Here is a 22,468-nt window from a genome sequence, read left to right as displayed (position 1 = left end):
TGTACAAACTAGCGCACCCGGACACCGGTGCTTTCCCACCCGGTCACACGGCGACTTTCGGTGGTCTCGCCACGCGCGCGAACCCTGCACGCAAGAGTGAGGGGTTTCCTGTCACCGCATGGTGACGGCGCCCCCGCAGACACCCACCTCCCCGCGCCCCACTGCGCAGGAGAAATCTGAACTCTCGGACGTATTCGAACGGATTCGACCGAGAACGCGGATTTCTCCCACGGGCGGGGCGTGCGGGTGAGCTCGGGCTAGCGGGCCTGCGCGCGGGCGATCGCGAGGTAGTCGTCGATGCTGAGCTGCTCCGCGCGCAGCGTCGGATCGATGCCCGCCGCCTCAATCGTGGCGACCGCGCCCTCGAACGGTCCCAGCACCGCCTGAAGCGACTGACGCAGCATCTTGCGCCGCTGCGCGAACGCCGCGTTCACGAGCGCAAAGGTGCGATCCCGCTCCTCGATCGTGCCGCGGGGCTCTGCGCGGCGCTCGTATCCCACGAGAACCGAGTCGACTCCGGGAACCGGCCAAAAGATGCGCCGACTCACCGTTCCGGCGATCCGCCACGGACCGTACCAGGCGGCCTTCGCGCTCGGCGCACCGTACTCCTTGCTGCCCGGTTGCGCGGCGATCCGGTAGCCCACCTCCGCCTGCACCATCACGAGCCCACCGCGCAACTCGGGGATGAGCTCAAGGAAGTGCATCAGGATCGGCACCGACACGTTGTACGGCAAGTTCGCGACCAGGAGCTCGGGGGCAGCGGGAAGCTCGGCGAGCATCTCCGCGGTCACCTCGAGTGCGTCGCTGCGCACCACACGGAAGCGTTCGGCAGCTTCGGGCTGCATCGTGCGAATTGTCGCGGGGAGCTCAGCCGCCAGGCGATGGTCGATCTCCACCGCGGTCACATCAGCGCCGGCCTCCGTAACACCGAGCGTGAGCGAGCCCAGCCCGGGGCCCACCTCGATGACACGGTCGCCCGCCTCAACCCCGGCGAGGCGCACGATCTTGCGCACGGTGTTCGGGTCGATCACAAAGTTCTGCCCGAGCTTCTTCGTGGGCGAGACGCCCAGCCGCTCGGCGAGCTCGCGCACCTCGGCGGGGCCGAGGAGCGCGGGGGTTTCGGCCGCGCTCACGCGGCGTCCTCCGCAGGATCCCAGGAACCGTACACGCGCTCGGTGTTCGCCGCAATCTGCGTGCAGAGCTCGGCGAGCGGCATCTCCAGGGTCTCCGCCATACGTCGCACGGTCACCGGCAAGAGATACGGCGCGTTCGGGCGGCCCCGGTGCGGCTCGGGGGTGAGGAACGGGGCATCAGTCTCCGCGAGGATGAGCTCGGGCCGGGCGACCGCAAGCGCCTCTCGCAGAGCGGGGGCGTTCTTAAACGTGGTGGTGCCCGCGAACGACATGTACCACCCATGCTCGTTGCAGATACGGGCGAGGCGCGCATCGCCCGAGAAGCAGTGGAACACGGTGCGCTCTGGTGCGCCGACGCGAGTGAGCGTCGCAACGACCTCATCGTGCGCGTCTCGATCGTGGATCTGCATCGCGATCCCGTTCGCCTTCGCGATCTCAATGTGGGTCTCAAACGCCTCGATCTGGGCCTCGCGCCCGTCCTCGCCCGTGCGGAAGAAGTCGAGTCCGGTCTCCCCGACCGCGCGAACACGTGGTTCCGCCGCGAGCCGCGAGATCTCCGAGAGGTGTGCGCTCAGCTCCCCACGCGCGAAGAGCTTCGGCGCTTCGTTGGGGTGCAGCGCGACCGCGGCGAGCACGCGCGGGTCACTCGCTGCGAGCTGCGCGCTCCAGCGACTCGTTTCGAGGTCAGTTCCCACCTGCACGACACCGCGCACGCCCACCGCGGCGGCCTGGTCGAGCGAGTCGAGCGGCTCGAGCTGGTCGATCCCATCCTCGAACTCGAGGTGTGTGTGGTTGTCGTAGAGCGGAACCGGAAGCGGCTCGGGCGCTTCCGGGCGTGTCAGATCGCGCCCCGGAGCCCCGACCCGCTTGCGCAGGCCGGGTGCAGGAGTTTCAGCGCTCACTTCGCGGCACCACCCGTGGCAGGAGTCTCGGTCTCGATGCGCGGGAACAGGACCGCGAGCGGGTGCTGCTGCGTCCCGGCGGGCAGGCGACCCCACGCGCCAGCCTCGCGGATTGGCTGCGCAGCGAGGGCGCCGAGCGCTTCCTCTGCACCGAGCGCGGTCCACAGCTTCGCAGTGGCTTCGGGAACGACCGGCGCGAGAAGCTCAGCGAGCACGCGGAGCCCCTCGCTCGTCGTGTAGAGCACGGTGCTCAGGCGATCGCGCTGAGCCGGATCCTTCGCGAGCGCCCAGGGCTCCTGCTCCGTGATGTATCCGTTCAGCGCGTCAACCAGCTCCCAGATGGCAGCGATGGCCTCGTGGATCGCGAACGCCTCGATCTTCTCGTCTGCGCGGCGCGCCACGCTCGCAGCAAGCTCACGGATCGCGGCATCGGCGGGAGTCTCCGCGCCAGCCTCGGGCACACGCGCCTCGAAGTACTTCGCGTTCATTGCAAGCACGCGGCTCGCGAGGTTGCCGAACCCGTTGGCGAGCTCGGCCTGGTAGCGCGCAGCGAGGTCCTCCCAGCTGAACGAACCGTCGTGACCGAACGACACCGCACGCATGAAGTAGTAGCGGAACGCGTCGGCCCCGAAAGTGTCGGTGATCTCATTCGGCGCGATGCCGGTGAGCTTCGACTTCGACATCTTCTCGCCGCCCACGAGCAGCCAGCCGTGCGCAAACACGTTCGAGGGCACCTCGAGCCCTGCCGCCATGAGCATGGCGGGCCAGATCACTGCGTGGAACCGGAGGATGTCCTTACCCACGATCTGCACGGCGGGCCAGTGCTGCAGATCCGCGGTTGGGTTTTCGGGGTTCGTGCCGTACCCGCGCGCCGTGATGTAGTTCAGCAGCGCGTCAAACCACACGTAGGTCACGTGCGAGGAGTCCCAGGGAATCGGAATGCCCCAGTCGAACGAGGTGCGAGAAATCGAGAGATCCTCGAGCCCCTGCTGCACAAACGCAATGACCTCATTGCGCGCGCTCGCCGGCTGCACAAAATCGGGGCGCTCTTCGTAGAGCGCGAGGAGCCGGTCCTGGAACGCGCTCATCTTAAAGAAGTAGTTCTTCTCCTGGAGCAGCTCGAGCGGCTTCGAGTGGATGGCGCACACCTTCTGCCCTTCGAAGGCGCCCTCGCCGTCGACAATCTCGCTCTTCGGCTTGAACTCTTCGCAGCCTACGCAGTAGAGCGCTTCGAACTCGCCCGCGTACACGTGCCCATCGTCGTAGAGCTTCTGGAGGAAGGTGGCGACGCCCGCCTCGTGCCGCGCGTCGGTGGTGCGGATGAAGTCATCGTTCGAGATGTTGATCGTGTCGAGCAGCGGCTTCCACGCGGTCTCGACGAGGCGATCAGCCCACTCCTTCGGTGCGACACCGTTCGCGGTCGCGGTGCGCAGAATTTTCTGACCGTGCTCGTCCGTGCCGGTGAGGAAGAACGTGTCGTCACCCGCCTGGCGGTGCCAGCGCGCGAGCACGTCGGCGGCCACCTCGGTGTACGCGTGTCCGATGTGCGGCGCATCGTTGACGTAGAAGATCGGGGTGGAGACGGAGAACGACGGGGTCTTGGGCATACCCACCAGTCTATTCGCTCGGCGGGCACTTGTGCCCCGTGTTACAGCGCGGTGCTCGCAGCGGCGCCAGCGACTACAATCTCTGGCTCGTGGCGCACGGGGAAGTTCACCGAGTTCGCAATAAAGCAGGCCGCCCGAGCCTCCGCGTGTGCCGCGCGGGCGGGCTCGACCATCTCGGCGTCGGTCACGGTGACGCGCGGACGCAGCACAACCTCCTCGAAGGCACCGCCGATCCCGTCCTGACGCATCGTGCCGGACGCCGCGTCCTCGTACGCGGTGACCACCACACCGGCACGCACCGCCATGTGGAGGTAGGAGAGCATATGGCACTGCGCGAGGGCCGCGACCAGCAGCTCCTCGGGATTCCACCGCTCAGCGTTGCCGCGGAAGGTCGGATCCGCCGAGCCCTCGAGCGCGGCCTTCCCTGCGGCGTGAATGAGCAGCTCGCGGCCGTAGTCGCGATACCCGCTCGTGCCGGATCCGCGATTTCCCACCCACTCGACACCGACTTGGTACTCGTGCACATCCTTCATGGGGTCAGCGTAGCGCGCTCCCCCATGTTCTCGCCCCCGGGAGTAGTATCGAGTGCATGACCGAAGGCACCATCGAAGCACCTGTCAGTTCTGAGGCGTCGCAGCCGGAGACCACCGTCCCCCAAGCGCGCCGCGTCGTCACAGCGATTCCGGGGCCGAGGTCCCAGGCAATCCACGCTCGTCGACAGGCCGTTGTGCCGCCCGGGGTGCACAGTGTGCTCCCGGTCTACATCGAGCGCGCGCACGACTCGATCCTGGTCGATGTCGACGGCAACCACATCATCGATGTGTGCGGCGGCATCGGCGTCACCACGATCGGCCACACCGACGACGCGGTGGTTGCGGCGGCAACCGCTCAGCTACAGAAGGTCACGCACACGCTGTTCACGATGACGCCCTACGAGCCGTACGTCGAGGTCGCCGAGCACCTTGCCAAGAACGTACCCGGCTCGACGGAGGCCGCGCCATATAAGACCCTGCTCATGAACTCGGGAGCCGAGGCGGTGGAGAACGGCGTCAAGATTGCGCGGAAGTTCACCGGGCGCCCCGGCGTCGCCGTGCTCGAGCACGCGTACCACGGCCGCACCATGCTCACCTCGAGCATGAACCACAAGGGCGCACCGTACGCGCTGGGCTACGGCCCCCGCGCCGGCGATATCTACAAGGCGCCGAACTCGTACCCGCTGCAGGATGGCCTGACCGGCGCAGAGGCTGCCGCGCGCACCATCGCCTACCTCGAGAAGTCCGCCGGTGCTGAGGACCTCGCCTGCCTCGTGGTTGAGCCGATCCAGGGCGAGGGCGGCTTCATTGTCCCCGCGGAGGGCTTCCTCCCCGCGCTCGCCGAGTGGTGCCGCGAGAACGGCATCGTCTTCATCGCCGACGAGGTGCAGGCCGGCATGGCCCGCACCGGCACGGTCTTCTCGATCGAGCAGTTCGGCGTGCAGCCCGACATCGTGCTTTCCGCAAAGGGCATCGCCGGCGGCCTCCCGCTCGCTGGCATCACCGGCCGCGCCGAGATCATGGACAAGTCGCAGCCCGGTGGGCTCGGCGGCACCTTCGGCGGCAACCCGGTCTCGTGCGCCGCGGCGGTTGCGGTGTTCGAGCAGATCGAGTCGCAGGATCTCCTCGCCGAGGCCAAGCGCATTGAGCGCGTCTTCGGTGCGGGGCTCGAGCGCCTGAAAGCTGCGCACCCCGCGATCGCTGAGGTGCGCGGCAAGGGCGCGATGCTCGCGATCGAGGTCGTCCAGCCCGGCACTCTCACGCCGAACCCCGAGCTCGTGGCACAGGTCATCGACTTCGCCGCGCAGCAGGGCGTGCTGTTGCTCAGCTCGGGCGTGCACAACCAGGCAATCCGCTTCCTCCCGTCGCTCAAGATGACGGACGAGCTGCTGGAAGACGTGGTGAGCGTGCTCGACGCCGCGTTCACCGCCGCCGGCGCGTAGCCGCACACGAACACGAACCGAGCGCCCGGATTCCCCTCGGAGTCCGGGCGCTCAGCCGTTTCCCCGGGGCACTGACCGCAGGTGAGCGCGGGCGGTGGAAGAGCGTCTAGGCCGTAGGCTCGGCGATTCCCGCGAGGAGCGCGCGCAACGCAAGTACCGCGTACTGTGCCTCGTCGCGCGCCAGGACCCGCTCCTCGCTGGGCTCCTCCGAGCCCCGCAGCCCCTCGTCCCGCAGCTCCTCATCCGCACGCGCGAGGACAGCAATCAGCGCCGCGCTCAGCTCACGTACCTCGGCACGATGCTCAGGCACGCGTTTTCCGAAGAGCAGGGCCTCAACGCCGAGCGTCGCAGCTGCTGAAAGCTCCGCACGGGAGAGCTGAGAACTGAGGGGAGCCCCGACCCCACCCACCGCGCTCGGCACCGCACCTTCCGTCGCCTCGGTCAGCCCGGCAGCGTCGCCCCCCGCGTCAAGCACCGCGAGTCCGGCTTCGATCTGCTCGATCGTGTTGCGCACCGCCGCGAGAAACACCTGCTCCTTTGACCCGAAGTGGCTGTACACCGCACCCTTCGTAAACCCGGCGGCCTGTGCGATGTCCTCGAGCGACACCCCAGAGAAGCCGCGTTCCGCGAAGAGTCGTGCGGCTTGCTCCATCAGCTGTTCGCGCGTGCTCAGCGGCTTTGCGCGCTGCTCGACCCACGCGGTGGCCTGGGCAAGCGCCTGCGCGGCTGCGAGCAATCCCTTCGTGACCCCGGTCTCGGCAGAGGCACCGGCGACGCCCAGGCTCTGACCCAATTGGCCCGCAGCATCGGCGAGCGCCTTCGCCGCGTCCCGGAGCTTCTGCTCACCGTTGCCCGTTGGCCCCTGATCACTCTGCCGTGCTGCCATGCCTGCAGTCTAGCGCGGGGCAGGCCGGAAAAATACTTATGGGAATCCCGATTGCATCGGAACATACTGATCGGTATGTTCATACCCATCGGTATTTCGTGGCACACGCCCAGTCGAGAGAGGATCCCCCATGCCCAGTGCTCCCCCGCAGTCCCACGGCGCGACACCGCCGCCCGTTCTCGAGGTCACCGATCTCGTGAAGCGGTACCGCCGCCGCAGTACCCCAGCAAACGACGGGATCACGCTCACTGCGCGGCCGGGTCGCGTGCTCGGCGTGCTCGGCCACAACGGCGCCGGCAAGACCACGCTCGTCAACCAGATCGTGGGCCTGCTCCGCCCAGACTCGGGCACGATCTCGCTCGCCGGCGTCGATGCCATCGCACACCCCGACCGCGCTCGCGAGCTCGTCTCCGTGCAGGCGCAGGCGAATGTGCCGATCACCGGGCTCACCCCGCGTGCGGCGATTGAACTTGTCGGCCGGATCCGCGGGGGCGGAAAGCGGGAGGTGCGATCCCGAGCGAGCGACCTCCTCGAGGCGCTGGATCTCGGTCCGTGGGCCGACACCCCGGCGCAAAAGGTATCCGGCGGCGTCGCGCGACTCACCGCCTTCTGCATGACCGTTGTGCGCCCGGGAGCACTCGTTATCCTCGATGAGCCAACGAACGATGTTGACCCGGCCCGCCGCCGGCTGCTCTGGGACGCGATTCGCGCCACAGCAGCCGAGGGGGCCGCGGTGCTCCTGGTGACGCACAATGTGCGTGAGGCGGAGCGCGCGGTCGACGAGCTCATCGTGCTCGATCGCGGCCGCACCATCGCCGCGGGCACGCCGGCGCACCTCACTGCACATCTGAGCGATCAGCTCCTCCTTGAACTCGACAGTTCGGCCCTCCCGCCACTTCCCGCGGGGCTCGATCCTCTCAGCTCGAACAGCGGCCGTACCACCGTTGCGGTGCCCACCTCTCGGAGCGCGGAAGTCGTCGACTGGGCTCAGTCGGCACAGGCGCGCGGAACGATCGAGCGTTTCGCGCTCACGCCCCCGTCGCTCGAAGACGCATACCTCGAACTTGTTGGCGCAGAATCGGAGGCCGCAGCGTGAGCACGATCAGCACCCCTACAGACCGCAGCACACCCGCACTCGCGCACGTGGCCCCGGCCGCGCTCGGCGGCGGACTCGCGAGCACCCGGTTCCTGCTGGTGTGGCAGCTGCGACGCCAAGCCGAGTTCCTCCCGCTCATGGTCGTCGTGCAGACGGCGCTCGCCGTGTCGACGGTGCTGGGTTACGGCATCCTCATCGGCGATGTGCAGCCCGAAGCCGCGCTCTTCCTCGCGACGGGCGCGCCCACCATCACACTCATCACGGTCGGCCTCGTCATGACGCCGCAGCTCATGGCGCAGTCGCGCACCGAGGGAAGCGCCGACTGGCTCCGCACCCTCCCAGTTCCACGCGCGGCGTTTCTCATCGCCGATCTCTCCGTGTGGACGCTCCTTGCGCTGCCCGGGCTCGTGCTGGGAGCGCTCGCTGGCGCGCTGCGCTACGACATCGCCTACTCGATCCAGCCGTGGATCGTGCCCGTGGCGCTACTCATCTCACTCACTGCGGCGGCGATCGGCTACGCCTTCGCGGTGCTGCTCCCGCCCGTGGTGGCGCAGCTACTCACCCAGCTCCTGGTGTTCTTGCTGCTGCTCTTCTCCCCCGTGAGCTTCCCGGCGGAAAACCTTCCTGAGTGGCTCCGCTCCGTACACGCCATCCTGCCAATCGAGCCAATGGCCAATCTGATGCGCGCGGGTCTCGCCGGGAACGATTTCACAGCGTCGGGTCGCGACCTCACGGTCGTGCTGATCTGGTGCGCCGCCGCGGTCGTGGCCGCCATCCTCGCGCTGCGTCGTCGCGGCTAGCTCAAACGCGCTACTCCGAGGTGGGGACGGGAACCGGTTCCGTGTCCACCTCGGGGTCGCTCAGCTCATCGAGCGAGATGCCCGCCGACTCCATGCTGCCCGTGTCGATCACGTCGCCGACGGCGTGCACGTCGATGACGATCGCGGTCACGTTGTCGCGGCCCGCGTTGTCAACGGCCTGCTGCACGAGCATGCGCGCCGCATCCTCAGCCGTGGCCTGCGTCGCCAGGAAGTGCTGGATCCCGATGTCCGTGAGTTCCTTCGTGAGACCATCGGAGCAGATGAGAAGCCGCTGGCCCGGGATCAGGGCGAGCGAGGTGTAGTCCGGAATGGGCGCCTCGTTGAAACCCACGGCGCGCGTGATCACGTTCGCGTGCGGGTGCGTTTCGGCTTCCTCTTCGGTGATCGCGCCGGTGTCGATCAGATGCTGCACCACCGAGTGGTCGACCGTGATCTGGCTGAGCGCGCCCTTGAAGTACTGGTACACCCGCGAGTCGCCGATGTTGAAGACGGTCCAGGTGGGGGCCTCGGCCGAGCCGAAGCACACGCCGGTGACCGTCGTGCCGGCACCCAGCTCGGTCTCCCCCGCGTCGAGCTCAATATCGTCGACCGCGTCGGAGAGCATCGCGTCGATGTCGGCCTCGAGCACCGTCTGGTTGCCCCCGAGCTCGGCAAGCCGACGCACGACGGCCGCGGAGGCGACCTCGCCTGCAGAATGACCACCCATGCCGTCCGCCACCGCGAAAATCGGCGGCGTCGTCACGTAGCTATCCTGGTTCGTTTCCCTGCGGCGACCGACATCTGTGATGCCGCACCACGAGAGTTCAATCTCGAGCTCGGAGTCTGCACGGTAGCGCAAACGGCGCCGGGAGCCATTCTCCCCGCGCACGGTCATCGCGTCCACCTCTTCAGCACCCGAGTATCCTACCGCGCCGCAGCCGAGCGCGCGGACGCGGCTCCCGGCGCACCCAGTTCGGTGATGAGCGTCAGCTCGTGGGAATCTGCGCTGCAGCTGAGTTCCAGCCCCGCTTCACGCGCCCATTCGACGACGTCTTCGACGGTGGTGAAATCAGCTTGGGATCGGGCGAGTCGTCGCACGAAGTCGCCCTTCGCGGCCTTGTTGAAGTGATTCAGCGCGCGCACGGCGCCGTCTTCTCCGCGTTGGGCGACGTACAAGAACCAGCTCCGATCCCCGGGTACCGGTGCGAGGGCGGCGTAGTCCTGGGAGCGAAGGTCGAGGACGAGCCCCGCCTCAACCCAGGGCAGGGCGGCGTGTGCGCTCCCCCACACGCGCTTCAGCGGCGTGCCGAGCCCAGGGAGCCGCGATCCCGCAGACAGCCGGTATGCAGGAATCTCTTCGCCCGCACCGATCAAGCCGAAGAGCGCGGACTGCACCGCAACGTGCGAGTCGAGCCACGCTCGGGCGGGCACATCGAGCGATGGTGCATCGAGCGCGTCGTAGAGGACGCCCGTGTAGCGTTCGATTGCCGGGAGCAGTCCGCTTTCACGCAGTACGAGGTTGTGTTCGCGTTCAGCGCCGTTCTTCACGCCGAGCTTCAACGCCTTCGCAGAGGCCACGGGATCCTCGCTCAGCTCCTCGAGCGCCGCGCGCACCGAGGCGCGTGCAGCGCCGAGCGCATCGTGATTGCGCAGACGGTCAGGCACGAACGTCCCAGTGCCGCCTGAACGCTTCGTCTCGGACGGCGGGAGGAGAATCAGCACGAGAGCCTTTCACGAAGTATCGGTGATGGGTCAGCACGTCGCCGTGCGCAGAATGACCCTGAGTACGGCTCGAGGCCGGTCGGCACACCCCGTGGGGTGGCCGCCGGCCTCAAGCTCGTGTGCAGGCGGCTCGCTATGCGAGCGTCGCCTTGCCAGCAACGATGGTCACGGTGTCGTGATCCACGGAGAGGAACCCGCCCTCTGCGTCGACCGTCACCTTCTCACCGGAGCCAGTGGTCACGCGGACCTCGCCGGCGCCCAGCAGTGCCAGGAGCGGCTCGTGGCCCGCGAGAATGCCGATCTCGCCCTCGACCGTCCGTGCGACGACCTGGGAGGCAGCGCCCGTCCAGACCTCACGGTCGGCCGAGACGACACTCACGTTCAGCGAAGCCATGGTTTAGGCCATGTCCTTCTGCATCTGAGCCCACTTCTCCTCGACATCGCTGATGCCACCGACGTTGAAGAACGCCTGCTCAGCAACGTGGTCGAACTCGCCCTTGGCGATCGCGTCGAACGACTCGATGGTCTCCTTGAGCGGAACCGTGGAGCCCTCGACGCCGGTGAACTTCTTCGCCATGTAGGTGTTCTGCGAGAGGAACTGCTGGATGCGACGTGCGCGCGATACGGTGATCTTGTCCTCTTCGGAGAGCTCGTCGACACCAAGGATCGCAATGATCTCCTGGAGCTCCTTGTTCTTCTGGAGGATCTGCTTGACCGTGGTCGCAACGCGGTAGTGGTCCGCGCCCAAGTAGCGGGGATCCATGATGCGGCTGGACGAGGTCAGCGGGTCGATCGCCGGGTAGAGGCCCTTCGAGGCGATCTCACGCGAAAGCTCGGTGGTCGCATCGAGGTGCGCGAACGTGGTCGCGGGAGCCGGGTCAGTGTAGTCGTCCGCGGGGACGTAGATCGCCTGCAGCGAGGTGATCGAGTGACCGCGGGTCGAGGTGATGCGCTCCTGGAGGATACCCATCTCGTCGGCGAGGTTCGGCTGGTAGCCCACAGCGGAGGGCATACGGCCGAGCAGCGTCGAGACCTCAGAACCGGCCTGCGTGAAGCGGAAGATGTTGTCGATGAAGAGGAGCACGTCCTGCTTCTGAACATCGCGGAAGTACTCAGCCATGGTGAGGGCCGAGAGAGCGACGCGCAGACGCGTCCCCGGGGGCTCATCCATCTGGCCGAACACGAGTGCCGTCTTGTCGAAGACGCCAGCCTCGTCCATCTCGTGGATGAGGTCGTTGCCCTCACGGGTACGCTCGCCCACACCGGCGAACACCGACACACCACCGTGATCCTGCGCAACACGCTGGATCATCTCCTGGATGAGGACGGTCTTGCCGACGCCAGCGCCACCGAAGAGACCAATCTTTCCACCCTGCACGTAGGGGGTCAGGAGGTCGATCGACTTGATGCCGGTCTCGAAGAGCTGCGTCTTCGACTCGAGCTGGTCGAAGGCCGGCGGGGTGCGGTGGATGCTCCAGCGCTCGGTCACGTCGATGGTCTCGCCCTCGGGGAGGTTGAGCACATCACCGGTGACGTTGAAAACCTTGCCCTTGGTGATGTCGCCGACGGGCACGGTGATCGACTCACCGGTGTCGAAGACTTCCTGGCCACGGACGAGACCGTCGGTGGGCTTCAGGGCGATTGCACGAACCAGGTTGTCGCCGAGGTGCTGAGCAACCTCGAGGACGAGCTTCAGCGGCTCCTGGCCGTCACCGAAATCGACGGTGGTCTGGAGCGCGTTGTAGACAGCGGGGATCGCGTCGTGCGGGAACTCGATGTCGACGACGGGGCCGGTCACGCGGGCGATGCGCCCGATGACCTGTGCGGCAGCCTCAGTCGCCACAGCGGCGGATTCGGTCATGATTCTCTCTCTTCGTGCTTCAGATTAGCTTGACAGCGCGTCAGCGCCGCCGACGATCTCGGAAATCTGCTGGGTGATTTCGGCCTGGCGAGCGTTGTTCGCGAGGCGGGTGTAGTCGCGGATCAGCGTGTCGGCGTTGTCGCTTGCCGACTTCATCGCCTTCTGGGTTGCGGCGTGCTTCGCAGCGGCCGACTCGAGCATCGCGTTGAAGATACGCGACTCGATGTAGGCGGGAAGCAGCTGCTCCAGAACGAGATCGGGCTCGGGCTCGAACTCGTACAGCGGTGCGGGCTCGTCCGTCGGCTCAGCAACACCCTCGACCACCTGGAGCGGCAGCAGGCGGTGAACCTCGGGAACCTGGCTCACCATGCTGATCAGGCGGTTGTACACCAGGTGCAGCTCCTGAGCGCCGCCCTCAGAGGCATCGCGGCCGAAGATCTCGAGGAGTGCCTCGGCGACCTCCTTCGCGGTCTCAAAGGTCGGGTTCTCGGTGTCGCCGGCCCAGATACGCTCAGACGCGCGGCGTCGGAACGCGAAGTACCCCTGAGCCTTGCGGCCGATGAGGTAGTAAACGACGTCCTTGCCCTCGGCGCGGAGAAGCTCGGAGAGCTCTTCGGCCTCGCGCAGCACCTGCGAGTTGAACGCGCCGGCGAGGCCGCGATCAGAGGTGAAAATGACCACTGCTGCGCGCTCGACCTTGTCGGCCTCGGTGAGCAGCGGGTGATCGGTGTTCGAGTGCGTCGCAACGGCCGAAACGGCGCGGGTGATCGCGGTGGCGTAGGGCGTCGAAGCTTCGACGCGTGCCTTTGCCTTCTGAATGCGAGAGGCTGCGATCAGCTCCATCGCACGGGTGATCTTCTTGGTCGTCTGGGCAGAACGAATCTTCTGCCGGTAGACCCGAAGTTGCGCTCCCATGTCTCTCCTGTAGTGGTCGGGGCTTACTGATCAAGTGGTGGAGCCGGTGGGGGCTGGGAGCCCCCACCGGACAGCGCACTACTTCTTGACGACCAGCTGCTCCTGCTTGATCTCGGCCTCGTCGAGCTGCTCGAACTGCTCGTTCAGGCTCTTGCCGGCAGAGGTGCGGAACTCGCTCTTGAACTTCTCGATCTGCGCGGTGATCTCAGCGACAGTTGCGTCGTCGAGCACGTTGGTCGAGCGAAGCGTTGCGAGCGCCTCCGAGTTGCGGCCGAGGAAGTCGAGGAACTCGCGCTCGAAGCGCAGGATGTCCTCAACCGGAACCTCATCAAGGAAGCCGTTGGTGCCGGCCCAGATGGAGACGGTCTGCTCCTCGACGGGGTACGGCGTGTACTGCGGCTGCTTCAGGAGCTCGGTGAGGCGTGCGCCACGCTCGAGCTGCTTGCGGCTTGCCGCATCGAGGTCCGATGCGAACATCGCGAACGCCTCGAGCGCACGGTACTGAGCGAGCTCAAGCTTCAGCGTGCCCGAAACCTTCTTGATCGACTTGACCTGTGCGTCGCCGCCGACTCGCGACACCGAGATGCCCACGTCAACTGCGGGGCGCTGGTTCGCGTTGAACAGATCCGACTGGAGGAAGATCTGGCCATCGGTGATCGAGATCACGTTGGTCGGGATGTACGCCGAGACGTCGTTGGCCTTCGTCTCGATGATCGGCAGACCGGTCATCGAACCTGCGCCAAGCTCGTCGGAGAGCTTTGCACAACGCTCCAGGAGACGGGAGTGCAGGTAGAAGACGTCACCGGGGTACGCTTCACGCCCCGGCGGACGACGGAGAAGAAGCGACACAGCACGGTACGCCTCAGCCTGCTTCGACAGATCGTCGAAGATGACCAGGACGTGCTTGCCGTCGTACATCCAGTGCTGGCCGATCGCCGAGCCCGTGTAGGGAGCGAGGTACTTGAAGCCAGCGGGATCCGATGCGGGCGAGGCCACGATGGTCGTGTACTCCATCGCACCAGCCTCTTCAAGCGCGCCCTTCACCGAAGCGATGGTCGAGCCCTTCTGGCCGATCGCGACGTAGATGCAACGCACCTGCTTCGTCTTGTCGCCCGAAGCCCAGTTGGCCTTCTGGTTGATGATCGTGTCGATCGCGATCGCGGTCTTACCGGTCTGGCGGTCACCGATGATGAGCTGACGCTGGCCACGGCCAACGGGGATCATCGCGTCGATCGCCTTGATGCCGGTCTGCAGCGGCTCGTGGACCGACTTACGCTGCATCACGCCGGGAGCCTGGAGTTCGAGCGCACGACGGCCCTCAACGCCAGCGATCTCGCCGAGGCCATCGATCGGGTTGCCGAGCGGGTCGACCACGCGGCCGAGGTAGCCCTCGCCCACGGGAACCGAGAGCACCTCACCCGTGCGGGTGACGGGCTGGCCCTCTGCGATGTCGGTGAACTCACCGAGCACCACAACGCCAATCTCGTCTTCCTCAAGGTTCTGAGCGAGGCCCAGGGTGCCGTCCGCGAAGCGGACAAGCTCGTTCGCCATCACGCCGGGGAGACCCGAGACGTGTGCGATGCCGTCAGCGGCGTCCACGACGGTACCGACCTCAGTCTTGCCCGCCTGGGTCGGCTCGTACGACGCTGCGAAGTCTTTCAGCGCATTCCGGATCTCGTCCGGGCTGATGGAGAGTTCTGCCATTTCGTTTCCTCTGTCTGTTCCGGAAGCGCCGCCCCCGGTGGTAAAAAGTAGGTGCTCTACGCTGCGAGCTGCTGACGCAGTTCCTCGAGGCGAGCGCGAACGCTGCCGTCGATGATGTCGTCGGCGATCTGGATCCGGATTCCGCCGACGAGGGCGGGGTCAATCACGGTGGTGATCTTCACCGGACGGCCGGCGGTCTGCTCGAGCGCACGTGCGAGACGTGACTGCTGATCAGCCGAGAGCGGTGCAGCGACGGTGACCGTGGCGAGCTCGGTGCCGGCCTGATCGGCAGCAACGCGCGCGCCGTTGCGGAGCATCGTGTCGAGACGACGACCGCGCGAGTTCGCGACGAGGTAGCTGACGACCTGAGTCGACTGCGCCGAGACCTTGCCGTTCAGCAGGCTCTGCACGAGCGCGACCTTGCCGGCCGGCTCAGCGAGCTTGCTGCCCAGGTTGAGCTGCAGCTCGTGGCTGCTGCCGACAACGTCGGCCACTGCGAGCAGCTCGTCGGAGAGCGCAGCGTTCGAGACGCTTTCGGCGCGGAGGCCGAGCTCTTCCACACCGTCGACGAACTCGTCGGTGTTCGACCAGCGGCCCTGGGCGGCTGCGGACAGCACCGAGCGCGCGCCCGCGGAGAACCCGCCGAAGAGCCGCTCAACGACCTGGGCCTTCGCCTCAGCCGGAGCTGCGGCGTCGCCGAGGGCCGCGGCCAGCGCGGGGTTCTCAGCGAGACGGCTCGCGGCCTGCAGCAGCTCGGCACCGGCGCTCTGAGCGAGACGCCCAGTGATTGCGGTCCGGGCCTGAGCCAGTGCTTCGCGTGACGCGCTGCCCATTACTGAGCCGCCTTCTCGGATGCTTCGAGATCAGCGAGGAAGCGGTCCACGAGAGCGGACGCCTTCTGATCATCGGTGAGCGACTCGCCGACCACGCTCGAGGCGAGGTCGATCGCGAGCGACCCGACATCCTTGCGGAGCGAAACGACAGCGCTCTGGCGCTCCGCCTCGATCTGCACCTGGGCTGCGTGGGTGATGCGTGCCTGCTCGGCGGTTGCATCCTCCTGCGCCTTGGCAACAATCTTCGAGGCATCCGCACGGGCGGCCTCTCGGATCTCGCCGGCTTCCTGACGGGCGCTAGCGAGCTGCGCGGTGTACTCCTGCAGCGCCGCCTCGGCCTTCGCCTGAGCCTCGTCGGCCTTGGCGATGTTGCCCTCAATCGCTTCGGCGCGAGCGTCAAGCATGACCTGCACCTTCGGGAGGAAGACCTTCCAGAAAGCGATGAGGATAATGATGAACGCGATCGCCGACCAGACGATGTCGTAGGTCGCCGGGAGCAGCGGGTTGGGCGCGCTCTCTGCAGCGATCTGCACTGCGGAATTCATCGTGCCTCCCTTTCGAGACTAGGGAAAGGTGGACGGGTTACGCGAAGATGAAGTAGGTAGCAACACCGATGAGCGCGAGCATCTCGGTGAAGGCGATACCGATCCACATCATGCCCTGGAGCTTGCCCGCGAGCTCAGGCTGGCGAGCGGTGCTCTCGATGGTCTTGCCGACGACGATGGCCACACCGATGGCCGGGCCGATAGCTGCGAGGCCGTAGCCGACGGTTGCAATGTTGCCCGAGATTTCAGCGAGAACAGACACAGTATGTGTTTCCTTCCGTATATGAGTGCGGCGGTCGCCGAACCCAGAGGTTTTTAGTGCTCTTCAGCCAGCGCGAGCTGGATGTACAGAGCGGTGAGCAGAGTAAAGACGTATGCCTGGAGGCCCGAGACGAAGATCTCGAAGAGCGTGAACGCGAAGCCGAAGGCGAAGGTGCCCGCACCGAGGACCGGGAAGAGCCCGCCGGCCTGGGTGACGAAGAAGTTCGTCGCAGCGAAGAGCAGCACGAGGATCATGTGACCCACGAGCATGTTCATGAGGAGTCGCAGCGCGAGCGTCACGGGGCGCATCACGAAGGTCGAGAGGAACTCAACCGGGGTGACGAGGAGGTACATCACCTTGGGCACGCCAGCCGGGAACAGCGAGTTCTTGAGGAACTTGCCCGGGTGCTTCTTGAGGCCCGCGTAGATGAAGGCAATGTATGCAACCACGGCCATGAAGATCGGGAAGCCGACCACCGAGGATGCCGCGATGTTGAAGCCGGGGATCACGCCAGTGATGTTGAAGGCGAAGACCAGGAAGAAGATGGTCATCAGCAGGGGCGCGAATCGACGCCCTTCCTTGACACCGAGCTGCTCCTCGATCACGTTCTTGCGAACGAAGTCGAGTGCGAACTCCAGCACGCCCTGGCCGCGACCCGGAATGACACGCAGGTTGCGCGTGCCGAGCCAGAACAGCAGGAGGAGGACGAGCACCATGATCACTCGGATGATCATGATGCGGTTCATCTCGAACGGCGTGCCCTCAAAGAGCAGCGCGGCCGGGAAGAAGTCATCCAGGGTGGGGCCGTGAAACCCGCCCTCTTCGGTGCGGACAAGTCCGGGGGCAACGAGGTGCATAGCGTTAGCGAACAGCGCCATTCTCCTGATTCGGGGTGCGGCGTGGCCGCACGGCTTCGAACGATGGTCGTGCCCCCGGAGCCAGCGGGCACTCAGAAGCACCGCAGCCCAGCAGGGAACGAATTTATCCTAACAACATTTCACCCCGAGCGAAACTCGAGGCTCGGCCTGGCGAGGGGAAAAAGCGAAATTTTCGGAGTTTTCCGCCCGCCCGCTCCCCTACGGGGTGTCAGCGACGTACGGCACGCGTGCGCGGGCAACGATAATGACGTCGATCACGATGGAGGCGAGCACGGTCGCCACGAGCGCGATGAAGAGCAGCTTGGGATCGAGCCACGGCTGGTCCCGCAGCAACAGTGCAGCGACGACGAAGCCGATGAGCTTCACGACCCACGCCCCCAGCACGATACTGAAGAAGATCTGCAGGTACATCGGACTGCCCACGAAACGGTTCGCAAACGCGATGCTGCCCACCGTGATGAGCAGCAGAACGCCACCAATCGCTGCGCCGAGCAGGCCGCCGGCAAGGCCTCGGCTTCCGCTCACCGCGAAGCCGATGCCTGCGAATGCCGCCATCGCGACCACCGTGGTGATGATGCCCCAGCGCACGCCGCGCAGCAGCATCGGCTGCGAGGTGGGCATGGGGTACTCCTCAGCAGCACTCCCGCTGCTCTCGGGGGTGGTCGGCGTCCGCGGCGATTCGGGCTGCGCGGGAGTGCTCACTCGGAGGTCCTTTCGTTGGGCGGGCCTCCGGTCGCGGCGGCCGCGTCCGGGGCGTCGGCGGGTGCGCCCCGCCGGAACAACGGTACCAAGCCGCGCGCGTCAAGAGCTGCGCGTACCCGTTGTGCGGGGAAGAAGAGGAGCAGCGCGCACGCGGCGGTGCCCAGCACGAGCACAATGCTCGGTACCAACAGCGTCTGCATTGTGAACGCGAGCAGCAGCGCCACCGAGAGCACTGCGGTACCAAGATAGAAGATGCAGATTGCCTGCACGGGCGAGTGGCCCATGTCGAGGAGGCGATGGTGCAGGTGCAACCGGTCGGCCTCGAACGGGCTCTTCCCCGCCTTCATGCGGCGCACCACCGCGAGCGTGAAATCGGCGAGCGGCAGCACGAGCACGGCGACCGGCAGCAGGATCGGGATGTAGCTCGCGAGAACGAGCTTCACGTCGAGGGTTGCCGGATTGAGCTGTCCCGTGACCGACACCGTCGACGTCGCCATGAGCAGACCGACGAGCAGTGCTCCCGTGTCCCCCATGAACATCTTCGCCCGGTGCCAGTTGAAGGGCAGGAAGCCAATGCAAATGCCCACCAGCACCGCGGCGATGAGGCTGGCAAGCGTCACGGAATCGACGCGCCCCGTCTGCTCGTTCAGAATGCGGGTATAGATGAAGAACAGTGCGTTGGCGATCAGCGCAACGCCCGCGACGAGTCCGTCGAGCCCGTCAACGAAGTTCACTGCGTTCATGACGAGGGTCATGAGGAACACGGTGAGCGCGAAGTTCACCGCCGGCGATCCCACGATCAGTGCGTCGCCGAACGGCAAGGACAGAATCTGCACGCCATTCCACGCGAGGAGCCCCGCCGCGGCAAGCTGTGCGGCGAGCTTAATCATCCAGTCCAGGTCGAGCAGGTCGTCGAGCACACCGACGACTGCGATGATTGCGCACGAGCCGATGAGCGCCCACATCTTGGTGCTGTCCGCGAAGAGCGAATGGAATTCGCGCTGCGTGCTCGCGAGCGCAAAGGCGGCGAGGACACCGATAAACATGGCCACTCCCCCCAGTCGGGGCGTGGGAGTCCGGTGCACGTCTCGTGCGCGAACCTCGGGCGCAAGCCGGAAGCGTCGACTCAGCCGCAGCACCGCGTACGACGCGGCGCCGGTGACGAGCGCCGCGACCGCGACGACCACGAGGTAGGGCAGCACGCTAGTCCTCGACAGTGACCTGGGGCAGCAGCTCGCTGAGCGCCTCGCGGGTCACGCCGCCAGCACGCAGAATCCGGATCGAGCCGCCCTCGGCGGTGAGTCCGGTCGCATCGATGATCGTGGAGGCCACGCCATCGCCCTCAACCTCACCGGCCTCGAGGTACACGGCAACGCTGTCACCGAGCATCTCCTGGGCGGCCGCCGCCGTGCGTGCGGCGGGCTCTCCCGTCTTGTTCGCGGACGAGACGGCAAGCGGCCCCGTCTCCTGCAGCAGCTCGAGCGCCAGGGGATGGTTGGGGATACGCAACGCAACCGTGCCGCGCGTCTCCCCCAGGTCCCAGCTGAGCGACGGGTTCGCGTGAGTGATGATCGTCAGCGGTCCCGGCCAGAACGCCTCGGCGAGCGCGGTGAGCGGCTCAGTGACCTCGGCCGCAAGCGCCGCGAGCGTGCTCGTGTTCGGGATGAGCACGGGCGGCGGTGACTGTCGGCCCCGCCCCTTGGCGTCGAGCAATCGCTGCACGGCCTCGGGCGAGAACGCATCGGCGGCAACCCCGTACACCGTGTCGGTGGGGAGCACGACGAGCGCCCCCTGCCCGATGGTGCGCCGAGCGGTGCGGGTGCCGCTCAGCAGCTGGGAGTTATCAGAGCAATCGAAGACCTCGGACATAGCGCCCGATTCTACTCCTGCACCCCTGGACGACGGGCGCGCACCCGCGCATGACGGGCAAACTCGCGCGGAGTGCTTGGTTGGGGCGGCCTGCTCAGCGCAGCGCCGTGGTGGTGCGGTCTCGCCCCGTGAGGTCGGGGTGCGTGGCCGCCGCACGCCAGCCGTCCGCCGCGAGCAGTGCGCGAATCGCCGCGCCCTGCAGCTCCGCGTGCTCGAGCACGAGCAGGCCGCCCGGCAGCACCAGCTCGCGTGCGGCGCGGCTGATGATGCGCACCACATCGAGACCATCCGCGCCCCCGTAGAGCGCAAGCTCGGGATCATGGTCGCGGACCTCGGGATCGCGTGGCACCATGTCAGCCGGCACGTACGGCGGGTTCGAGATGAGCACGTGCACACGCCCCGCGAGGGCGGCGAACTCGGGGATTCGCTCGAGATCTGCCACGTCGCCCTGGACGAGGCTCACGCGATCGTCGCCCCACTCCGCAACGTTGCGGGTCGCCCAGGCATGCGCCTCGCGGCTCTTCTCGAGCGCCCAGACGCGCGCGCGGGGCACCTCGTGCGCGAGCGACAGCGCAATCGCGCCGCTCCCCGTGCACAGGTCGACCGCGATCGGCTCCGCGGTCGGCGCGAGTTGCAGCGCGTCGATGGCAAACTGCGCGACGGTCTCAGTCTCGGGCCGGGGTACGAACACGCCGGGGCCCACCGAAAGCTCGATCGCGCGGAAGGGCGCGCGTCCGGTGAGGTGCTGGAGCGGCACGCGCCGCGCACGCTCCTCGGTCAACAGTGTTGCCCGCTCGGCTTGCTCTCCGGACAGTCGCTCGCCGAGCACGGCAAGCGCCTGCACGCGACCACGGGACACCCCGAGCACGTGACCCACGATCAGCTCGCTATCGGCGTAGGGGTCCTCGATCCCACCCGCCTCAAGCGCGCCGCGAATTGCAGCGAGGGCCGCGTCGATTCCAGTGTTCTCCTGCAGTTGCACCCCTCAACCCTGCCATACCGGGTCGCCGTGCTCTCGGCCAGCGCCTCAGGGAGCAGGTCACACGGCGTCACAGGCTATAACTCCCAGATACTTCTCCAATAAGGTGGAGCTATAGTTTTCGATGGCCGCACTCGACATCCCGGAGGTCCCACCCATGGCACGGATTCACGACAACATCACCCAGGCGTTCGGCGGCACCCCGCTCGTACGCCTCAACCGCGTCACCGAGAACGCTGGCGCCGAGGTCTTGGCGAAGCTCGAGTTCTACAACCCCGCCGGCTCGGTGAAGGATCGCATCGGCATCGCGATCATCGACGCGGCGGAGCAGTCGGGCGCGCTGCAGCCCGGTGGCACGATCGTGGAGGGCACGAGCGGCAACACCGGCATTGCGCTCGCGTTCGTCGGAGCTGCACGAGGCTACAAGGTGATCCTCACGATGCCCGAGACCATGAGCGTGGAGCGCCGCAAGCTGCTCGCCGCATACGGTGCAGAGATCGTGCTCACCGAGGGCCCGCTGGGTATGAAGGGCGCCGTGGCAAAGGCCGAGGAGATCGTTGCGAACACGCCGGGCGCCATCCTCGCGAACCAGTTCGGCAACCCCGCGAACCCCGCAATCCACCGGGCCACCACGGGACCCGAGATCTGGGCAGACACCGATGGCGCGGTCGACATCTTCGTCGCCGGCATCGGCACGGGCGGCACGATCACGGGTGCGGGTGGCTACCTCAAGGAGCAGAACCCGAACGTGCGCGTCGTGGCAGTCGAGCCCATCGACTCGCCGCTGCTCACCGAGGGCACGGCTGGCCCCCACAAGATCCAGGGCCTCGGCGCAAACTTTGTTCCCGACATCCTGGACCGGGACGTCTACGACGAGGTGATCGACGTGGCACTCCCCGACTCGATCGCCACCGCGCGCGCGCTCGGCACCGATGAGGGAATCCTCGCAGGCATCTCGGGCGGTGCCGCAGTGTGGGCCGCGACGCAGCTCGCGCAGCGTCCCGAGAACGCGGGCAAGAAGATCGTCGTGATCATCCCCGACTTCGGTGAGCGCTACTTCTCGACCGTGCTCTACGAGGATCTCGCGGTCTAAGGAGCATCCGGCGCACAGCGCCGCACCCACGAGCGGGCCCGGGCATAAAACCCCCGGGCCCGCTGTTGCACCCACCGCCAGCACGGCACGGCTTCAGCACGGCACGGCTTCAGCACAGGAGGATCCCGAAGCGTGAGCATCTTTTCCCGCATGCGCGAAGACATCGACGCAGCCCGCGCGCATGATCCGGCAGCGCGCGGCCGCGCGGAGGTGTTCTTCATTTATTCTGGTCTGCACGCAGTCTGGTGGCATCGGGTCTCGCACGCGCTCTGGACGCGGGGCATGCGCTTCATTCCCCGAGCGCTCTCGCAGCTCATTCGCTTCTTCACGGGCATCGAGATTCATCCCGGCGCCACCATCGGCCGTCGGCTCTTCATCGATCACGGCATGGGCGTGGTGATCGGCGAGACCGCTGAAGTGGGCGACGACGTGCTCATCTACCACGGCGTCACACTCGGTGGCACCGGCCACGGCACCGGCAAACGCCATCCCACCGTGGGCGACCGCGCCGTTCTAGGCGCGGGCGCCAAGCTCCTCGGCGCCATCGAGATCGGCGCAGACTCGGCGGTCGGCGCGAACGCCGTGGTGGTGCGCTCTGCGCCTGAGTGGACCACCCTCACGGGAATTCCCGCCCAGGGACGGCCGCGGCGCGGCGCTCCCGTCGCGGAGAAGCCAGACATGGCAGACTTCTACATCATCTAGGTGC

Annotated in this window: 24 protein-coding genes; 5 read left to right on the top strand and 19 right to left on the bottom strand. The window is 66.8% G+C overall.

Features of this window, described 5'->3' with window-relative positions; genetic code table 11:
• Window positions 1-257: 257 nt before the first annotated feature.
• From rsmA to ACR81A_RS05420, 4 genes are read right to left on the bottom strand one after another with little or no spacing between them, the layout of a single operon-like run.
• Entirely contained in the window at window positions 258-1,133 is an 876-nt protein-coding gene (rsmA, locus tag ACR81A_RS05435; protein WP_202381963.1) for a 16S rRNA (adenine(1518)-N(6)/adenine(1519)-N(6))-dimethyltransferase RsmA, read from the bottom strand.
• The gene (locus tag ACR81A_RS05430; RefSeq protein WP_440312938.1) at window positions 1,130-2,035 is read right to left on the bottom strand and encodes a TatD family hydrolase; all 906 of its coding nucleotides are present in this window, start codon (window positions 2,033-2,035) and stop codon (window positions 1,130-1,132) included. Before ACR81A_RS05430 ends, rsmA begins: the two co-directional genes overlap by 4 nt.
• On the bottom strand, window positions 2,032-3,642 hold the full coding sequence (gene metG, locus ACR81A_RS05425) for a methionine--tRNA ligase (protein ID WP_440312937.1): 1,611 nt from the start codon (window positions 3,640-3,642) through the stop codon (window positions 2,032-2,034). Before metG ends, ACR81A_RS05430 begins: the two co-directional genes overlap by 4 nt.
• Before the next feature lie 41 nt (window positions 3,643-3,683).
• Complete coding sequence (locus ACR81A_RS05420) at window positions 3,684-4,175, bottom strand: OsmC family protein (RefSeq protein ID WP_440312936.1); 492 nt, start codon at window positions 4,173-4,175, stop codon at window positions 3,684-3,686.
• A gap of 56 nt (window positions 4,176-4,231) precedes the next feature.
• On the opposite strand from ACR81A_RS05420, the gene ACR81A_RS05415 reads away from it, so the two are divergent.
• A complete protein-coding gene (locus ACR81A_RS05415) occupies window positions 4,232-5,617 on the top strand; it encodes an aminotransferase class III-fold pyridoxal phosphate-dependent enzyme (protein WP_440312935.1) in 1,386 nt (461 codons plus the stop codon).
• Between the two features lie 106 nt (window positions 5,618-5,723).
• On the opposite strand, the gene ACR81A_RS05410 is transcribed toward ACR81A_RS05415, so the two are convergent.
• Entirely contained in the window at window positions 5,724-6,503 is a 780-nt protein-coding gene (locus tag ACR81A_RS05410) for a TetR/AcrR family transcriptional regulator (protein WP_440312934.1), read from the bottom strand.
• 130 nt (window positions 6,504-6,633) lie between these two features.
• Here ACR81A_RS05410 and ACR81A_RS05405 point away from each other — a divergent pair, with 130 nt between their 5' ends.
• Window positions 6,634-7,599 (top strand): ABC transporter ATP-binding protein, encoded by a 966-nt coding sequence (locus ACR81A_RS05405; RefSeq protein WP_440312933.1) that lies wholly within the window; start codon window positions 6,634-6,636, stop codon window positions 7,597-7,599.
• A complete protein-coding gene (locus ACR81A_RS05400) occupies window positions 7,596-8,399 on the top strand; it encodes an ABC transporter permease (RefSeq protein WP_440312932.1) in 804 nt (267 codons plus the stop codon). The genes ACR81A_RS05405 and ACR81A_RS05400 overlap by 4 nt, the downstream gene beginning before the upstream one ends.
• A 10-nt stretch (window positions 8,400-8,409) precedes the next feature.
• Here ACR81A_RS05400 and ACR81A_RS05395 read toward each other — a convergent pair whose 3' ends face one another.
• The 14 genes from ACR81A_RS05395 to prmC all read right to left on the bottom strand — a co-directional run bounded on the left by ACR81A_RS05395 (window position 8,410) and on the right by prmC (window position 20,666).
• A complete protein-coding gene (locus tag ACR81A_RS05395) occupies window positions 8,410-9,294 on the bottom strand; it encodes a PP2C family protein-serine/threonine phosphatase (protein WP_440312931.1) in 885 nt (294 codons plus the stop codon).
• Between the two features lie 29 nt (window positions 9,295-9,323).
• A complete protein-coding gene (locus ACR81A_RS05390) occupies window positions 9,324-10,121 on the bottom strand; it encodes a YaaA family protein (RefSeq protein ID WP_440312930.1) in 798 nt (265 codons plus the stop codon).
• Window positions 10,122-10,254: 133 nt separating this feature from the next.
• Window positions 10,255-10,515, bottom strand: a complete 261-nt coding sequence (locus ACR81A_RS05385) for a F0F1 ATP synthase subunit epsilon (protein ID WP_202381945.1) — start codon at window positions 10,513-10,515, stop codon at window positions 10,255-10,257.
• A gap of 3 nt (window positions 10,516-10,518) precedes the next feature.
• Window positions 10,519-11,982 carry a F0F1 ATP synthase subunit beta gene (gene atpD / locus ACR81A_RS05380; RefSeq protein ID WP_202381943.1) on the bottom strand — a complete coding sequence of 488 codons (1,464 nt, stop codon included), beginning with the start codon at window positions 11,980-11,982 and terminating at the stop codon, window positions 10,519-10,521.
• Between the two features lie 24 nt (window positions 11,983-12,006).
• Window positions 12,007-12,897: a F0F1 ATP synthase subunit gamma gene (locus tag ACR81A_RS05375; RefSeq protein WP_202381941.1), complete on the bottom strand. Its 891-nt coding sequence runs from the start codon at window positions 12,895-12,897 to the stop codon at window positions 12,007-12,009.
• Window positions 12,898-12,975: 78 nt separating this feature from the next.
• Window positions 12,976-14,601 (bottom strand): F0F1 ATP synthase subunit alpha, encoded by a 1,626-nt coding sequence (gene atpA / locus ACR81A_RS05370; RefSeq protein WP_202381940.1) that lies wholly within the window; start codon window positions 14,599-14,601, stop codon window positions 12,976-12,978.
• 56 nt (window positions 14,602-14,657) lie between these two features.
• Complete coding sequence (locus ACR81A_RS05365) at window positions 14,658-15,434, bottom strand: F0F1 ATP synthase subunit delta (protein ID WP_440312929.1); 777 nt, start codon at window positions 15,432-15,434, stop codon at window positions 14,658-14,660.
• Window positions 15,434-15,979, bottom strand: a complete 546-nt coding sequence (locus ACR81A_RS05360; RefSeq protein ID WP_025133964.1) for a F0F1 ATP synthase subunit B — start codon at window positions 15,977-15,979, stop codon at window positions 15,434-15,436. The genes ACR81A_RS05365 and ACR81A_RS05360 overlap by 1 nt, the downstream gene beginning before the upstream one ends.
• A 37-nt stretch (window positions 15,980-16,016) precedes the next feature.
• Window positions 16,017-16,241, bottom strand: a complete 225-nt coding sequence (gene atpE / locus ACR81A_RS05355; protein ID WP_025133963.1) for an ATP synthase F0 subunit C — start codon at window positions 16,239-16,241, stop codon at window positions 16,017-16,019.
• 53 nt (window positions 16,242-16,294) lie between these two features.
• Window positions 16,295-17,119, bottom strand: coding sequence for a F0F1 ATP synthase subunit A (atpB, locus tag ACR81A_RS05350; RefSeq protein ID WP_237462571.1), 825 nt, complete (start codon window positions 17,117-17,119; stop codon window positions 16,295-16,297).
• Between the two features lie 198 nt (window positions 17,120-17,317).
• A complete protein-coding gene (locus ACR81A_RS05345) occupies window positions 17,318-17,821 on the bottom strand; it encodes a 3-oxoacyl-ACP reductase (protein ID WP_337248935.1) in 504 nt (167 codons plus the stop codon).
• Window positions 17,818-19,023 (bottom strand): MraY family glycosyltransferase, encoded by a 1,206-nt coding sequence (locus ACR81A_RS05340; protein WP_440312928.1) that lies wholly within the window; start codon window positions 19,021-19,023, stop codon window positions 17,818-17,820. Before ACR81A_RS05340 ends, ACR81A_RS05345 begins: the two co-directional genes overlap by 4 nt.
• Window position 19,024: 1 nt before the next feature.
• The gene (locus ACR81A_RS05335; protein WP_440312927.1) at window positions 19,025-19,690 is read right to left on the bottom strand and encodes an L-threonylcarbamoyladenylate synthase; all 666 of its coding nucleotides are present in this window, start codon (window positions 19,688-19,690) and stop codon (window positions 19,025-19,027) included.
• Between the two features lie 94 nt (window positions 19,691-19,784).
• The gene (gene prmC, locus ACR81A_RS05330) at window positions 19,785-20,666 is read right to left on the bottom strand and encodes a peptide chain release factor N(5)-glutamine methyltransferase (RefSeq protein ID WP_440313131.1); all 882 of its coding nucleotides are present in this window, start codon (window positions 20,664-20,666) and stop codon (window positions 19,785-19,787) included.
• A gap of 160 nt (window positions 20,667-20,826) precedes the next feature.
• Between prmC and cysK the strand changes: the two genes are divergently transcribed.
• Window positions 20,827-21,762, top strand: coding sequence for a cysteine synthase A (gene cysK, locus ACR81A_RS05325; protein WP_202382170.1), 936 nt, complete (start codon window positions 20,827-20,829; stop codon window positions 21,760-21,762).
• Between the two features lie 132 nt (window positions 21,763-21,894).
• Window positions 21,895-22,464, top strand: coding sequence for a serine O-acetyltransferase EpsC (gene epsC, locus ACR81A_RS05320; protein WP_202381932.1), 570 nt, complete (start codon window positions 21,895-21,897; stop codon window positions 22,462-22,464).
• Window positions 22,465-22,468 lie beyond the last annotated feature (4 nt).

Origin of the sequence: Leucobacter chromiireducens (assembly GCF_051993095.1) — a bacterium.
Classification (GTDB): Bacteria; Actinomycetota; Actinomycetes; order Actinomycetales; family Microbacteriaceae; genus Leucobacter; species Leucobacter chromiireducens.
The sequence above is the reverse complement of the archived record's forward strand: the minus strand, read 5'-3'. Positions and strand labels throughout refer to the sequence as shown.

Bases quoted from the DNA above. Each gene is read 5' to 3' on its own strand.
- cysK (WP_202382170.1), top strand. From the start codon at position 20,827: ATGGCACGGATTCACGACAACATCACCCAGGCGTTCGGCGGCACCCCG.
- ACR81A_RS05360 (WP_025133964.1), bottom strand. From the start codon at position 15,979: ATGAATTCCGCAGTGCAGATCGCTGCAGAGAGCGCGCCCAACCCGCTG.
- atpB (WP_237462571.1), bottom strand. From the start codon at position 17,119: ATGGCGCTGTTCGCTAACGCTATGCACCTCGTTGCCCCCGGACTTGTC.
- metG (WP_440312937.1), bottom strand. From the start codon at position 3,642: ATGCCCAAGACCCCGTCGTTCTCCGTCTCCACCCCGATCTTCTACGTC.
- atpD (WP_202381943.1), bottom strand. From the start codon at position 11,982: ATGACCGAATCCGCCGCTGTGGCGACTGAGGCTGCCGCACAGGTCATC.
- ACR81A_RS05375 (WP_202381941.1), bottom strand. From the start codon at position 12,897: ATGGGAGCGCAACTTCGGGTCTACCGGCAGAAGATTCGTTCTGCCCAG.
- ACR81A_RS05335 (WP_440312927.1), bottom strand. From the start codon at position 19,690: ATGTCCGAGGTCTTCGATTGCTCTGATAACTCCCAGCTGCTGAGCGGC.
- atpA (WP_202381940.1), bottom strand. From the start codon at position 14,601: ATGGCAGAACTCTCCATCAGCCCGGACGAGATCCGGAATGCGCTGAAA.
- ACR81A_RS05365 (WP_440312929.1), bottom strand. From the start codon at position 15,434: ATGGGCAGCGCGTCACGCGAAGCACTGGCTCAGGCCCGGACCGCAATC.
- ACR81A_RS05410 (WP_440312934.1), bottom strand. From the start codon at position 6,503: ATGGCAGCACGGCAGAGTGATCAGGGGCCAACGGGCAACGGTGAGCAG.
- ACR81A_RS05405 (WP_440312933.1), top strand. From the start codon at position 6,634: ATGCCCAGTGCTCCCCCGCAGTCCCACGGCGCGACACCGCCGCCCGTT.
- ACR81A_RS05420 (WP_440312936.1), bottom strand. From the start codon at position 4,175: ATGAAGGATGTGCACGAGTACCAAGTCGGTGTCGAGTGGGTGGGAAAT.
- ACR81A_RS05385 (WP_202381945.1), bottom strand. From the start codon at position 10,515: ATGGCTTCGCTGAACGTGAGTGTCGTCTCGGCCGACCGTGAGGTCTGG.
- ACR81A_RS05415 (WP_440312935.1), top strand. From the start codon at position 4,232: ATGACCGAAGGCACCATCGAAGCACCTGTCAGTTCTGAGGCGTCGCAG.
- ACR81A_RS05395 (WP_440312931.1), bottom strand. From the start codon at position 9,294: ATGACCGTGCGCGGGGAGAATGGCTCCCGGCGCCGTTTGCGCTACCGT.